Below are 13,558 nucleotides of genomic sequence, written 5' to 3'. Positions count from 1 at the left end.
CGCCCGGGGTTTTGGGAGGGGTCTGCTGGTCGTGCCTTCGGGGAGTCAGGCCCCCCGAATGCATCGGGGAGCGGGCGACGCCCTATTTCTCGGCGCTGCTCTTGCCGGAGGGCGCAGCGTCTTCCGCCTGCTCGTCCTTGCCGGTCGTCGTTCTAGTGTAGGTCGGGAACTGGAAGCCGGTGAACATGTTGCGGGTCTGGCTTTCGACCTGTTCCTGCATCTGCTGGAACATCCGCTTGGACTGCTCTACGTAGGTCCCCATCATGCTCTGCAGCGCCGGCCCCTGGAAGTTGAGGAACTGGGCCCAGAGATCCTGGCTGACAGGGCTGTTCTCGCCGTAGATCGAACGCGCCTGCTCCTGCAGCTTGCCCTGCATGTCGGTGAAGGCCTTGATGTTGTTTTCAAGGTACTTGCCCATCATGCCCTGCATCGCATTGCCGTAGAAACGGATCATGTGGGCGAGCAGATCACTGGTGAACATCGGTGCACCGCCGGCTTCTTCTTCGAGGATGATCTGCAGGAGAATGCTGCGCGTCAGGTCTTCGTTGGTCTTGGCGTCGACGACCTGGAACTCCTCGTGCCCCAGCACGAGTTCCTTGACGTCGGCGAGCGTAATGTAGGAACTGGTGCGGGTATCGTAAAGGCGGCGATTCGGGTACTTCTTAATCAGGCGCGGCTGTTCAGCCATGGTGTTCATCTCCTCGCGGCGGTGAATTCCGCTCTCGCTTGTTACACGATTATATCGCGCTGCGAAAATAAAAACCCCGTCACAGGACGGGGTTAAGCGTCTGCGCAGCTAGCGCGGATGCGGCATCAGCACATGTGCAGACCACCGTTGATGTTGATGGTCGAACCGGTGATGTAGCCCGCGAGTTCGGACGCGAGGTAGGAGCACAGGCCGCCGATTTCCTCCGGCTTGCCGAGGCGCTTCATCGGCACGGAGTCGGTGATCGCCTGACGGATGTCGTCGCGGATTGCCATGACCATGTCGGTGCCGATGTAGCCCGGTGCGATCGCATTGACCGTGACGCCCTTGGTGGCAAGCTCCTGGGCCAACGCCTTGGTGAAACCCAGCACGCCCGCCTTGGCGGTGGAATAGTTGGCCTGACCAGCCTGACCCTTGACGCCGTTTACCGACGAGATGTTGATGATGCGACCCCAGCCGCGCTCGGCCATCTTCGGCGAAATGTGATGGGTGACGTTGAACAGGCTGTTCAGGTTGGTGTTGATCACCGCATCCCACTGGCCCTTCTCCATCTTGGGGAAGAACTTGTCGCGGGTGATGCCGGCGTTGTTGATCAGCACGTCTACCGGACCAACATCGGCCTCGATCTTCTCGACCATGGCTTTACAGGATTCGTAGTCGGAAACATCGCCTTCTGCTGCTACGAAATCGAAACCAAGCTCCTTCTGCTTGGCCAGCCACTCTTCCATTTGCGGAAAACCGGGCAAGCAGTTGGCCACCACCTTCATGCCGTCCTTGGCAAGCGCTTGGCAGATCGCGGTGCCGAGGCCGCCCATGGCGCCGGTAACGAGTGCGACTTTCTGGCTCATTGTCGAATCCTTGTACAACGGTTGTCGGTTGGGGCACGCCTTCACCGTGCGGAGAAGCGGCCCGGAGTCGTGCGGCAGCGCGTCAGCTGCCAGACCGCTGCATTATAAACAGTAATCGTGTCAGGATGTTGCAACGCAATAGCCCAGCAAAAAGGCGGCGTTCCTTGCGGAAACGCCGCCTGGTGCACCGTCAGGCCGAAGGCGGTCAGAACATGTGCTGGCCGCCGTTGATCGAGATGTTGGCGCCCGTAACGAACGCCGCCTCGTCCGACGAAAGATAGGCCACCAGACCCGCGATCTCCTCTGGCTTGCCCAGGCGCGCAACCGGGATCTGCGGCAGGATCTTGGAGTCCAGGATCTCCTGCGGGATCGCCATCACCATCTTGGTGCCGATGTAGCCCGGCGAGATGGTGTTCACCGTCACGCCACTGCGGGCCACCTCGAGCGCAAGCGCCTTGGTGAAGCCGTGCATGCCAGCCTTGGCCGCTGAATAGTTGGTCTGACCGAAGGCGCCCTTCTGGCCATTGACCGACGATACGTTGATGACTCGGCCCCACTTGCGCTCGACCATACCGTCCATGACCTGTTTGGTCATGTTGAAGACCGAGTCAAGGTTAGTGCTGATCACCGCATCCCAGTCGGCCTTGGTCATTTTCTTGAAGGTCATGTCGCGGGTGATGCCGGCATTATTCACCAGCACGTCGACCGGACCGACATCCTTGGTCACCTCATCGACGCAGGCCTTGCACGAGTCGAAATCAGACACGTCGCAGGCGTAGCCCTTGAAGCCGTAACCCATGTTGTTCATCGTCTGCAGCCATTCTGCCGCCTTGCTGTTGCCGGGCGAATGCGTCGTGACCACCCTGTAACCCAGCGCGGCGAGCTTGATGCAGATCGCTTCACCCAGGCCACCCATACCGCCCGTTACCAGTGCAACTCGAGACATGGTTTATCTCCTCTCCCATTGTGTGTCTCGGGGGGGTAGCAAGCTCGACTGGCGGCGCCCTCCCCTTCGCCATCAGTCGACCGATTGTTGTGTTGTCAGGCAGGCCTGGATCAGGCCTTCTCCTTGACGTAGCGGCCCGGGGCCGGCTCGATGGGCTCGTACTTGGCACTACCCAGCCGACCGCGCGCAGCCACCTGCTTGCCGCCGTACTGCGCGAGCCATTTGATCCAGTGCAGCCACCAGCTGCCCTTGTGTTCGGCAGTCTGCTCCAGCCACTCTTCCGGATCGGCAGGCTTGGCCTCCGCAACCCAATAGCTGCGGCGATTCTTCGAAGCCGGATTGATCGCCCCGGCAATATGGCCGCTTGCGCCCAGCACGAAGGTCGTTTCGCCGCCCAACAGGTTGCGCGCCCGGTAAGCGCTGTTCCACGGCACGATGTGGTCCTCGCGAGCGGCCATGAGATAGGCCGGCGCGTTAATCTTGCCCAGATCGACCTTCTGGCCGAGCATCTTCAGCTTGCCCGGAACCCGCAGATTATTCTCCAGGTACATGTTACGGAGATACCACGTCAGGAAAGGGCCGGGCAGATTGGTCGAATCCGAGTTCCAGTAGAGCAGATCGAAAGCCTGCGGCTTCTGCCCCTTGAGGTAGTTGCCGACCACATACTGCCACACGAGATCGTTCGCGCGCAGCGACGAGAACACGTTTGCGAGTTCCTGGCCGGGCAGCACGCCCCCCTTGCCGATAGCGGCCTCGCGCGCGGTCACGCTGGCCTCATCCACAAGGCAGCCGAGCTCCCCGGAATCGGCAAAATCGAGCAAGGTCGTCATCAGAGTAAGGCTGGCCACCGGATCCTCGCCGCGCGCCCGCGCAACCGCAAGTGCCGAAGCCAGGATGGTGCCGCCAACGCAAAAGCCCAGCACGTTGGGCTTCTTGACGCGGGTAACGGAACGCACCACCTCCAGCGCTGCCAATGGCCCCTTGTCGAGGTAGTCGTCCCAGGTGTAGCGACCTTCGTCGGGGCGGACGTTCTTCCACGACACCAGGAAGACGGTGTAACCCTGCTCGACGACGAAGCGCACCAGGGAATTCTCCGGCTGGAGGTCCATGATGTAGAACTTGTTGATGCAGGGCGGCACGATCAGCAGCGGCGCCTGCGCCACCTTGTCGGTTAACGGCGCGTACTGGATGAGCTGCATCAGTTCGTTTTCGAAGATCACCGCGCCAGGCGAAACCGCCAGATTGCGCCCCACCTCGAAGGCGGCATCGTCGGTCATCGAGATCCGCCCCTTCTCGAGATCGGCAATCAGGTTCTTGATGCCATTCGTGATGCTCTCGCCCTTGGTGTCGATGGCGGTCTTGATGAACTCCGGGTTGGTGGCGGCGAAATTGGTCGGGGCCAGCGCGTCAATGTACTGCCGCGTCAGGAACTGGATGCGCGACTTCGCCCGTCCGTCGGCAATCGGCAGGGCTCCCGCGACTTCCTTCAGGAACCCGGCGTTGAGCAGGTAGGCCTGACGCATGTAATCGAACACCGGACTGCTCATCCACTCGGGGGAACTGAAGCGGCGGTCGCCCGGTTCCGGCTGCGCGACAGGGATACCCTGCTCACCCGGCTTGCGTTCGAGCATCGAGGACCACAGCGTCAGGTGCTTTTCGGCGTAGGCCTGCTGCAGGCGCGAAAAGATCTCGGCCTCCGGCATGGGAATACCGGGCGCGGCAGCACCGCTGGAATCCTGGATGGCGACATGCTGCTTGGCAATGTTCTCGAAAAAACTCTGCGCCATCGCCTGGCCGGCGAGAAGCATCGCCTGCATCGCAGCAGTCGGTCTCCCCTCGTTCGAATTGGACATCAGCCCCTCCTAAGGCTTGGATCGCAGCGACGGCAGCGCCGTACGCAAGCTTGATGATCTGATTTTCACGCGGGCCGGCAATGCGCTCCACCCGACCCAAAAGGTAGAATCGACCCATGTATCTGGTCGCGATTGCCTGGCTCTATGTTGCCCTGCTCGCCGCGGTGTCGGACGACACCGTCGTCGGCGGCGTGCTGACCTTCGTATTCTATGGTCTCGCCCCGCTTGCACTGTTTCTCTGGCTGTTCGGCTCACGGGCCCGCCGGCGCCGTCGTGAAGCGGCGCAGCTGACCGACGAGAGCCTCAACGATAGAGCCGATTCCGGGCGGGATCAATAGCGTTCATGCGCTTGTGGTAGAGCGAACGCGGCGCCGGTCACGACGCCGCGTCGCGCCAGACCAGGGAGGCAAATCGCCCGGTGACGCCATCCCGACGGTAGGAATAGAAGGACGTCGCATCGGCATAGGTACATAGCCCGCCGCCGTAGACCCGGGCAACACCGGCCCGCATCAACCGCCGCCTTGCCAGTACGAAAAGATCAGCCATCCACTTGCCCGGTGCGGCAGCAGAAACAAAGGCGATGTCGGCCCCTGGATCGATTCGCAAGAATGCCTCGCGCACCTCGCCGCCGATTTCGAAAGCAGCCGGCCCGATGGCCGGTCCCAGCCAGGCAAGCAGGGACGCCGGCGATACGCCCATGCGCGCAACCGTCGCCTCCAGCACCCCTGCCGCCAGCCCGCGCCAGCCGGCATGGGCAGCGCCCACCACGCTGCCGGTATCGTCGCAAAACAGCACCGGCAGACAGTCGGCCGTCAGGACCGCGCACACCACATCGACCTCGCGCGCCACGGCCGCATCCGCCTGCGGTACAACCGCTGGCCAATCGGCATCGGCCACGGTGACGCCATGCACCTGCTCCAGCCAGCGCGGCTCGGCAGGCAATATCCTGCGCAAACGGGTGCGGTTCTCGGCAACGGCCTCTGCCGCATCGCCGACATGAGTCGCCAGGTTGAAACTGCAGTAGGGCGCAACGCTGATGCCCCCGGCACGAGTCGTCACCAGCGCGCGCACATTGGCCGGCGCAGGCCAGTCGGGAACGATCACCGTGGGTTCCGGTGCAGAGCGGACAGATGGATTCATGGTTCGGGATTGCCTCCGAGAGCGGTCAGCAGCGCGACTAAGTCGGCCGGCAGCGGCACCGACCAGGCCATGTCGGCCCCCGTGGCAGGATGAACCAGCCCGAGACGAAACGCATGCAGCGCCTGCCTTGGAAAAGCCTCGAGACGCACATCCTTGCTGCGGCGCAGGCCATAAACCGGATCGCCCACCAGCGGATGGCCGATGTGCGCCATATGCACCCGTATCTGGTGGGTCCGCCCGGTCTGCAGGCGGCACTCCACAAGCGTCGCCACCCCGAGGCGTTCACGTACCAGATAACGTGTCAGGGCCGGACGCCCACTGGGCACAACGGCCATGCGAGTGCGCTGCACCGGATGACGGTCGATAGGCGCATCGACCTCGCCCGCTCCCGCCACCTCGCCGTGCACCAGCGCAAAGTAATGGCGCTTGACCGTACGTGCCTGCAACTGGCGGATCAGGTCGGTCTGCGCTTCCAGGGTCTTGGCCACCACCATCAGACCGCTGGTGTCCTTGTCGAGCCTATGCACGATACCAGCCCGCGGCACGCCGGCAAGTGCCGGCACATGATGGAGCAAGGCGTTGAGCAGGGTACCGCTCCAGTTGCCGCTGCCGGGATGGACCACCAATCCCGCCGGTTTGTCGAGCACCAGGATGGTGTCGTCCTCGAAGACGACGGACAAGGGAATAGGCTCCGCTGCGCACGCGACCTCGTCAGGCAGCGGTGCCGCGTCCACCGCCAGCAATTCGCCGCCATGGACCTTGTGCTTCGAATCGGGTGAGGCGCCATCGACACGGATTCGACCTTCCTTCAGCCACGATTGCAGGCGGCTGCGGGAGTGCTCCGGATACAGCCGCGCCAGCGCTTGGTCGAGACGCAGGCCGGCGAGTTCGAAAGGGATGTGCAGCGTTGTAGCCATCGTCGCTTCGCCAGGCGGGTCCAGCGGGTCGGCTAGGCTATAATCGTCGGGTTCATTCACGCGAGTGTTATCGATGGCCAGGTTCACCCTCGGAAGTTTAGCGGGAAATGTCGCGCTGGTAGGCGCCCTGCTGCTCGGCGCATGCAGCTCCCTGCCCGACGAGATCGACGAAACCACCGGCTGGAATGCCCAGAAGCTCTATTCCGAGGCGAAGGCATCCATGACCGAAGGCGGCTACGACCGCGCGATCAAGATGTTCGAAAAGCTCGAGGCCCGCTACCCCTATGGCCGCTTCGCGCAGCAGGCGCAAATCGAGGTCGCCTACGCCTACTACAAGTCGAACGAGCCGGCGCTCGCGCTCGCCGCCGCCGATCGCTTCATCAAGCTGCACCCCAATCATCCGAACGTCGATTACGTCTACTACCTGAAGGGCCTGGTCAATTTCAACGAAGATCTCGGCCTGCTCGCCGGTCTTTCAAACCAGGATCTCTCCGAACGCGACCCTAAAGGTGCCCGCGAGGCCTTCGAAACCTTCCGCGAGCTGGTGACCCGATTCCCGGAAAGCCGCTACGCCGAAGACTCCCGCCAGCGCATGCAGTACCTCGTCAATTCCCTCGCATCCCATGAAGTGCACGTGGCGCGCTACTACTACCGGCGCGGCGCCTACATCGCAGCGGCCAATCGTGCCCAGGCTGCGGTGACCAGCTATCCGCGCGCGCCCGCCAACGAGGAGGCGCTCTACCTGATGGTCAAGAGCTACGAGGCACTCGGCATGAAAGACCTGCAGAGCGACGCGGAGCGCGTGCTGGAGAAGAACTTCCCGAACAGCATCTACTACTCGGGCGGCCCGCCGGATACCCGGCCGTGGTGGCAGCTCTGGTAATACCCGAGCAACAGGCCGCGAGCAGAAGGGCGCCCAACCGCGGCGCCCTTTTTCATTTCAGCGCGGCAACGTCGCCGGCAGCAGGATGTTGCGATCCACCTGGCGGATGTCGGTATGCCCGCAAAACGCCATCGTCAGGTCGAGTTCCTTCGCGATGAGCTCCAGGCACTTGGTCACTCCAGCCTCGCCCATCGCGCCGAGGCCATACAGGAAGGAGCGCCCGATCAGCGTGCCCCGCGCCCCGAGCGCGACCGCCTTGAGTACATCCTGTCCGCTGCGGATGCCACCGTCCATCCACACCTCGATCGACTTGCCGACGGCATCGGCAATAGCCGGCAACGCATGAATGGAGGACGGCGCGCCGTCGAGCTGGCGACCGCCGTGGTTGGAAACGACCAGCGCGTCGGCTCCGCTGTCGGCCGCGAGGCGGGCGTCCTCCTCATCCATGATGCCCTTGATGATAAGCTTGCCGCCCCAGCGCTTCTTGATCCACTCGACATCCGCCCAACTGAGCGCCGGATCGAACTGCTCGGCCGTCCAGCTGGCGAGCGACGACATGTCGCCGACGCCCTTCGCATGGCCGACGATATTGCCGAAGCTGCGTCGCTTGGTACCGAGCATTCCCATGCACCAGCGCGGCTTGGTCGCAAGATTGATCAGATTGGCCAGCGTCGGCTTGGGTGGCGCCGACAAGCCGTTCTTCAGGTCCTTGTGGCGCTGGCCGAGGATCTGCAGGTCCAGCGTCAGCATCAGCGCCGAACAGTTGGCCGCCTTGGCGCGATCGATGAGGCGTTCGACGAAGTCGCGATCCCGCATCACGTAAACCTGGAACCAGAACGGCGCCTTGGTGTGCGCGGCGACATCCTCGATCGAGCAGATGCTCATGGTCGATAGGGTGAAGGGCACCCCGAACTTCTCCGCCGCGCGCGCGGCCAGGATCTCGCCGTCGGCGTGCTGCATGCCGGTCAGTCCGGTCGGCGCGATCGCCACCGGCATCGCCACCGCCTGCCCCGCCATACTTGTCCGCAGGCTGCGCCCCTCCATGTTCACCGCCACGCGCTGGCGCAGCTTGATGGCTTGGAAATCCGCCTCGTTGGCACGGTAGGTACCCTCGGTCCACGAGCCGGAGTCGGCGTAATCATAGAACATCCGCGGCACGCGCTTGACGGCCAGGCGGCGGAGATCCTCGATGCAGGTAATGACGGGCATGAGCGGCGTTCCTCTTGCGATTGCTGGAAACCGCCATATTCGCGATGTCCGCCCGGGCGAGCGCGGAATATTCTTCAGGTCTGACGCGAAACAAGTTCCGCCGACTCGCGTTGGACTTTTGCGCAGATGTCGCGCAACCAGGTTTCGAAGCCGGTTCGCACGGCGAGACCGCAACCGCTGACATGGGGCAACGGAGCGGCCAGGTAGTACTGCGTCCGGGTCGGCACGGCCAGGTCGAACAAGGCCTGCAGGGCACCACTTTTCAGCCATTGCCGCGCCAGACTGGGCCGCCCCAGTGCCACCCCCTGACCGCAGGCCGCCGCCTCGAGCAGCAGCCCGAGATCGACCAGCCGCGGCCCCTGCGCCGGCTCGGGCCAGTCCAGCCCGGCCACCCTAAACCACGGCACCCAGGATTCGAGCGGTGTGCGCAGCAGCCGCGTACGCTGCAAATCCACCGGGCGTGACAAACCACCGGCGCGCGCCACCACCGCCGGCGCGGCCATCGGCAAAGCAACGTCGGTCATCAGCACATCGCCGCCGTGCGCCCCGGTGTCGCCGTGACGAATCTCGACATCGACGTCGGCCGAGGCGGCATCCAGATAGGGGACGCTGAGCACGATCTCGAGCTCCACGTCGGGATAGACGGCGGTGAAATCGTCCAGCGCCGGCACCAGGATCTGGCGGGCGAAGGTCGGCGGCGCGCACACGCGGAGGCGGGTCATGCGCTGCACCGCACGGTGATGAAGCGGCATCGCCGCCAGCAGCGCCAGCGCGGCCCGCACCTGCTCCAGGTATTCCTTGCCTGCGGCAGTAAGGGTGAGCGACTTGCCGCTGCGGCTGAAGAGCAGCGCACCGACCAGTTCCTCGACGGTCGCCACCCGCTTGCTTACCGCACTGGCAGTGATGCTCAATTCGTCGGCCGCGCGCTCGAAGGTTCCCAGCCGCGCCGCTGCATCGAAAGCACGCAGGCCTTCGATCGAAGGGAAACGGACGTCGGGGCGCACGGTCATGAATGCAGGCTGGCTGAGCGGAAAGCCCAAGGCTAGCCGGAGCGTCGGAAAAAACAAAGGGGCCAAGGATTTTTATCCTTGACCCCTTGTTTATTCGGGAATTCGTGGTCGGGGAAAGAGGATTCGAACCTCCGGCCCCTGCGTCCCGAACGCAGTGCTCTACCAGGCTGAGCTATTCCCCGACTGGACTTTTCCGATGAAAGAGATCAGTGATTTCTCTCAACTGCAAAGTCCGATAATTGTAGCAGCGATTCCTTGAAAATGGAAGGGGGCAGACCCGACAAAGCTGAAATTGCCCGGTTTGCTTCCTCACGGGCGTGACGCCGCGTCACCTCCAGCGCATCGGTCTGCTGGATGGCCTGCAGCACTGCGGCAAAGTCGTCGCGTCCGCCGCTCTCAATCGCACCACGCACCAGCGCGGCCTGTTCGGGCGTGCCGTGCTGCATCACGTGGATCAGCGGAAGGGTCGGCTTGCCCTCGGCCAGATCGTCGCCGAGATGCTTGCCGGTGTCGGCCTCGTCGGCGGAGTAGTCAAGCACGTCGTCGATCAGCTGAAAGGCCGTACCCAGGTGCATGCCGAAAGCTGCCATGCTGTTTTCGAGCGCCTCGTCCGCACCGCCGAGCACCGCGCCCAGGCGGGATGCCGCTTCGAACAGCTTCGCCGTCTTGTAGCGGATCACCCGCAGGTAGTCTTCGACCTCGACGTCCGCATTGTGGCAATTGAGCAACTGCAACACCTCGCCTTCAGCAATGATGTTGGTCGCGTCGGCGAGGATCTGCATCACCCGCATGTTGTCGACCCCGACCATCATCTGGAAGGCGCGCGAATAGAGGAAGTCGCCAACCAGCACCGAGGCCGCGTTGCCGAACATGGCGTTGGCCGTCTTGTTACCACGCCGCAGCTCCGATTCGTCCACCACGTCGTCGTGCAGCAGGGTGGCGGTGTGGATGAACTCGACCACGGCGGCAAGCTCGTGGTGACGTGTCCCGGAGTAACCCATGGCGCCGGCAGAGAACAACACCAGTGCCGGCCGCAAGCGCTTGCCGCCACTATGGATGATGTACTCCGCAACCTGACGGATCAGCACCACGTCGGAGTAGAGGCGCTGGCGGATGACCGCATCAACCGCATTCATGTCGGCGGCGATCGGCGCAAAAAGCTGCTGGACGGACAAGGCGGTGGTGCTCGCGGAAAAACCGCGATGGTAGGGGTGCCCTGCAAGCGGCGTCAACACGGCCCGAATCGGGCGGCATTCATCCAAAAGTCTGATGCGCGCCAGCGCTGCGCCGCTGCTGCATGCCTCGCACTAGGGCAGTGCGGCAGCCCGATTAGCGGAATGGAGGCTCGCGAAAGCGCTCAGGATGGTCGGTGATCACCGTGTCCACACCCCAGGCCAGCAAATCGGCTGCTCGCCGCACATTGTTCTCCGTATATACGGCCAGATGCAGGCCTGCGCTGCGGACAGCCTGTACGGCCGTCGCGCCCAAGCCACGGCTCGAGGCGTGCAGTGCGATCGCACCGACATCGGCGCAACGGCTATGCCAGTCCGGCGGAATCCGCCCGACGAGCAAGCCGCGTGGCCAGGCAGGACACTCCGCCGCGACCGCACGCAAGGCCACATCGGAGAACGACGACAGCACCAGGGCGCAGGGAAAGCCCATCCAGCGCTCACGCAGGCTGCGGCCGACTTCCGCTCCTGTGGTCGCCTCGTACCCGGCCGCCGGCTTGATTTCGAGATTGACTGCCAGGCCGAGCCCGGCGCATCGGGTCAGGGCCTGATCCAGCGTCGGCAGGCGTTCGCCAGCAAAGCGCGGATCGAACCAGCTGCCGGCGTCCAGCCCGAACAATACTTCGTCAGGCGTATCGGCGATGCGGCCATGGCCGTCGGTCGTGCGCTGCAAGGTCTCGTCGTGGATCAGCAGCGGCGTGCCATCGGCCGACAGCATTACGTCGAACTCCACGCCGCGGCATCCGCTGGCGGCCGCGGCATCGAGCCCGGCCAAGGTGTTCTCCGGCGCCAGCGCCCCGCCACAGCGGTGCGCCAGCACCGGCGGCAGGGGCCAGACGCCATTCATGAGCGGCCGCTCAATTGACCGAAGCGCGCGCCACCGCGGTATCGAGTGCTTCCTTGGCCGGCTTGCGGTCGGCCCAGACCGCAGCCAGTTCCTCATCCAGAATGCGACGCACCCTCGCGCGCTGGACCACCGGCTGGGCCGCGGAGGTCGCGGTGGTCGGCTTGTTGGTCAGCTGGGCGACGGCGACACGGACGTTCTCAAGGTCTGCGCCGAGCAGATCGCTCTGCGAAGCCAGCAGGCCGGCACGGTTGAGCGGCAGGTAGCCGGTCTCGCGCTGCCAGGCGACCTGGTTTTCCGGCTGCAGCCAGAAGCTGACGAAACGCGCCGCAACCTTGTACTCGGCCGGCTTCTTGCCCGCCGACACCCACAGCGCGGGGCCGTCGGCAACGGTATTCTGCGGAGCACCAGGGAAATCATCGTAGTACGGCAAGCGCAGCACGCCGACATCGGTACCGGCACGGCGGAAATCCGTCCAGCTCGCGGAAGGCGCAGCGATCACCGCGCATTCGCCGCTCGCAAAGCGACGCTCGGCATCGGCGCCGCGGTCGAATATCTGCAGATAACGCGCACGGTGCCAGCTCGCCATCATCGCGACGTGCTTCACCTGGAACATGCCGTTGAAGGACGGGGCCTGCCCGTCCTTGCCGCGCGCCGCCGCCACCGGCTCGTTGTGCCACGCGCTGAGGTTCTCGACCATCACCCTGCCCGGCTCGGACACGGTGTAGGGACAGGCGTGACCGCTGTCGGCGAGACGGCCGAGCGCCTGCTGCAGATCGAACCAGGTACCGATGGGCGTGGTATCCGGATCGAGGCCGGCGCGGCGGAAAGACTCACGGTTCACGAACAGCAGCGGCGTGGTCAGGCCCACCGGCAGCGCCAGCAACTGCCCCTTCGCGTCGACCGGCGTGCGCGTCATCATCGCGGGCGGACGCAGGGTCTGCAGCGGCACGCCGGATTCCTTCATCATCGCGTAGAGCGGTTTGTAGCGCGGCTTGCCGACGAGAAAGCTGTCCTCTTCGTCACCGTCGAGGATCAACAGCGCGGGCGGCGTCGCGCCACGCCAGTCGCGCTCGGCCAGCACGATCTGCGCTTCCGGGCTTTGCGCATTGAAACGGGAGATCAAGGCCTTGAGCGCCTCGGCGCGCTCGGCTGGAAGGTGATGGACGATTTCGATCGAGACCGGTCCGCTCGGTGCGGGCGCAGCCTTCTGCGCCTTTGCTGGCGCGGCTGTGGCGGGCAGGACACCGAATGCGGCCAGCGGCAGGCCGACCAGTCCAAGTTTCAGGGTTCGGAGTTTCATCGCTTTTTGTGCAGATCAGACGGAAGAGGGCGGGCGCGTGACGGCGCCATCGGGACAGCCGGTCGATTATATTTCCCGACGATCAAAGATACGTGAAAGCTCGTAACGTCCCAGCACCGCCAAGCGCTGACAGCACCTGCGCGGCTTGGGTGGACCGGCAGCCGGTAATACAGTCAAGCTTTCGCGAGGGCTGACGTTAAGCTATCCGACGCTCCACCTATCCCAACCTATTCGCCCAGCGGTCCGCCATGCGTATCTCCGTCCCTTCGGCCTCCCTGCTTGCCGTTCTCCTGTCCGTGCCGCTGCTGGCTGCCTGCGACCAGCTCGGCGAACTGCTGGAGCTTCCCAATCCCAAGAAGGAGGCCGCCCAAGCGGAGGCCGAGGGCCGTGCGATAGGCGGCGCCTGTCGCCATGCCGGCCGTTCGCTGGAAGACTGCTACGTACTCAACCCCGGTGCACAGAAGGCGGCGGTGTTCGCCGGCTGGCGGGACATGAACGACTACATGATGGAACACAAGCTGGAAGTCGTCCCCTCGCAACTGCCGCAACTGCCGCGCCCGTCTCAGCCGTCGGCAGCAGCGAGCCACAACGACACCCCGTCGCCTGCAGCGCCCTCCGCAGCAGCGCCCACCCCGTCGCGGCCGACAGCAGCCCGCTGACCCCTGGACAG

At 64.2% G+C, this 13,558-nt stretch carries 14 protein-coding genes and 1 tRNA gene; 3 read left to right on the top strand and 12 right to left on the bottom strand.

Annotated elements, in window-relative coordinates; all coding sequences use genetic code 11:
* Positions 1-82: 82 nt before the first annotated feature.
* The 4 genes from phaR to phaC form a co-directional block, all read right to left on the bottom strand.
* Positions 83-688: a polyhydroxyalkanoate synthesis repressor PhaR gene (gene phaR / locus CJ010_RS06210; RefSeq protein WP_141017231.1), complete on the bottom strand. Its 606-nt coding sequence runs from the start codon at positions 686-688 to the stop codon at positions 83-85.
* Between the two features lie 125 nt (positions 689-813).
* Complete coding sequence (locus tag CJ010_RS06205) at positions 814-1,554, bottom strand: beta-ketoacyl-ACP reductase (RefSeq protein WP_141017230.1); 741 nt, start codon at positions 1,552-1,554, stop codon at positions 814-816.
* Positions 1,555-1,759: 205 nt separating this feature from the next.
* Positions 1,760-2,500, bottom strand: coding sequence for a beta-ketoacyl-ACP reductase (locus CJ010_RS06200; RefSeq protein WP_141017229.1), 741 nt, complete (start codon positions 2,498-2,500; stop codon positions 1,760-1,762).
* Between the two features lie 110 nt (positions 2,501-2,610).
* A complete protein-coding gene (phaC, locus tag CJ010_RS06195; protein WP_141017228.1) occupies positions 2,611-4,353 on the bottom strand; it encodes a class I poly(R)-hydroxyalkanoic acid synthase in 1,743 nt (580 codons plus the stop codon).
* Positions 4,354-4,469: 116 nt separating this feature from the next.
* Here phaC and CJ010_RS06190 point away from each other — a divergent pair, with 116 nt between their 5' ends.
* Complete coding sequence (locus CJ010_RS06190) at positions 4,470-4,691, top strand: hypothetical protein (protein WP_141017227.1); 222 nt, start codon at positions 4,470-4,472, stop codon at positions 4,689-4,691.
* A 37-nt stretch (positions 4,692-4,728) separates the two neighbouring features.
* Here the strand turns inward: CJ010_RS06190 and pgeF are convergent, their stop codons facing one another.
* Complete coding sequence (pgeF, locus tag CJ010_RS06185) at positions 4,729-5,493, bottom strand: peptidoglycan editing factor PgeF (protein WP_141017226.1); 765 nt, start codon at positions 5,491-5,493, stop codon at positions 4,729-4,731.
* Positions 5,490-6,410: a 23S rRNA pseudouridine(1911/1915/1917) synthase RluD gene (gene rluD / locus CJ010_RS06180; RefSeq protein WP_141017225.1), complete on the bottom strand. Its 921-nt coding sequence runs from the start codon at positions 6,408-6,410 to the stop codon at positions 5,490-5,492. Before rluD ends, pgeF begins: the two co-directional genes overlap by 4 nt.
* A 73-nt stretch (positions 6,411-6,483) precedes the next feature.
* Between rluD and CJ010_RS06175 the strand changes: the two genes are divergently transcribed.
* On the top strand, positions 6,484-7,293 hold the full coding sequence (locus CJ010_RS06175; RefSeq protein WP_141017224.1) for an outer membrane protein assembly factor BamD: 810 nt from the start codon (positions 6,484-6,486) through the stop codon (positions 7,291-7,293).
* 57 nt (positions 7,294-7,350) lie between these two features.
* On the opposite strand, the gene CJ010_RS06170 is transcribed toward CJ010_RS06175, so the two are convergent.
* From CJ010_RS06170 to CJ010_RS06145, 6 genes are all read right to left on the bottom strand, one after another.
* A complete protein-coding gene (locus tag CJ010_RS06170) occupies positions 7,351-8,502 on the bottom strand; it encodes an alpha-hydroxy acid oxidase (RefSeq protein ID WP_141017223.1) in 1,152 nt (383 codons plus the stop codon).
* A gap of 74 nt (positions 8,503-8,576) precedes the next feature.
* Complete coding sequence (locus CJ010_RS06165) at positions 8,577-9,512, bottom strand: LysR family transcriptional regulator (protein WP_141017222.1); 936 nt, start codon at positions 9,510-9,512, stop codon at positions 8,577-8,579.
* A 105-nt stretch (positions 9,513-9,617) separates the two neighbouring features.
* A tRNA-Pro gene (locus tag CJ010_RS06160) sits at positions 9,618-9,694 on the bottom strand.
* Positions 9,695-9,718: 24 nt separating this feature from the next.
* Entirely contained in the window at positions 9,719-10,687 is a 969-nt protein-coding gene (ispB, locus tag CJ010_RS06155; protein ID WP_141020592.1) for an octaprenyl diphosphate synthase, read from the bottom strand.
* 154 nt (positions 10,688-10,841) lie between these two features.
* Complete coding sequence (gene ugpQ / locus CJ010_RS06150; protein ID WP_141017221.1) at positions 10,842-11,588, bottom strand: glycerophosphodiester phosphodiesterase; 747 nt, start codon at positions 11,586-11,588, stop codon at positions 10,842-10,844.
* A gap of 10 nt (positions 11,589-11,598) precedes the next feature.
* A complete protein-coding gene (locus tag CJ010_RS06145) occupies positions 11,599-12,888 on the bottom strand; it encodes an extracellular solute-binding protein (RefSeq protein ID WP_141017220.1) in 1,290 nt (429 codons plus the stop codon).
* 248 nt (positions 12,889-13,136) lie between these two features.
* Here CJ010_RS06145 and CJ010_RS06140 point away from each other — a divergent pair, with 248 nt between their 5' ends.
* Complete coding sequence (locus CJ010_RS06140; protein ID WP_141017219.1) at positions 13,137-13,547, top strand: hypothetical protein; 411 nt, start codon at positions 13,137-13,139, stop codon at positions 13,545-13,547.
* Positions 13,548-13,558 lie beyond the last annotated feature (11 nt).

The organism is Azoarcus sp. DD4 (assembly GCF_006496635.1).
Classification (GTDB): Bacteria; Pseudomonadota; Gammaproteobacteria; order Burkholderiales; family Rhodocyclaceae; genus Azoarcus.
Note: the sequence above shows the minus strand (reverse complement) of the source record. Positions and strands in the feature narration are given on the sequence as shown.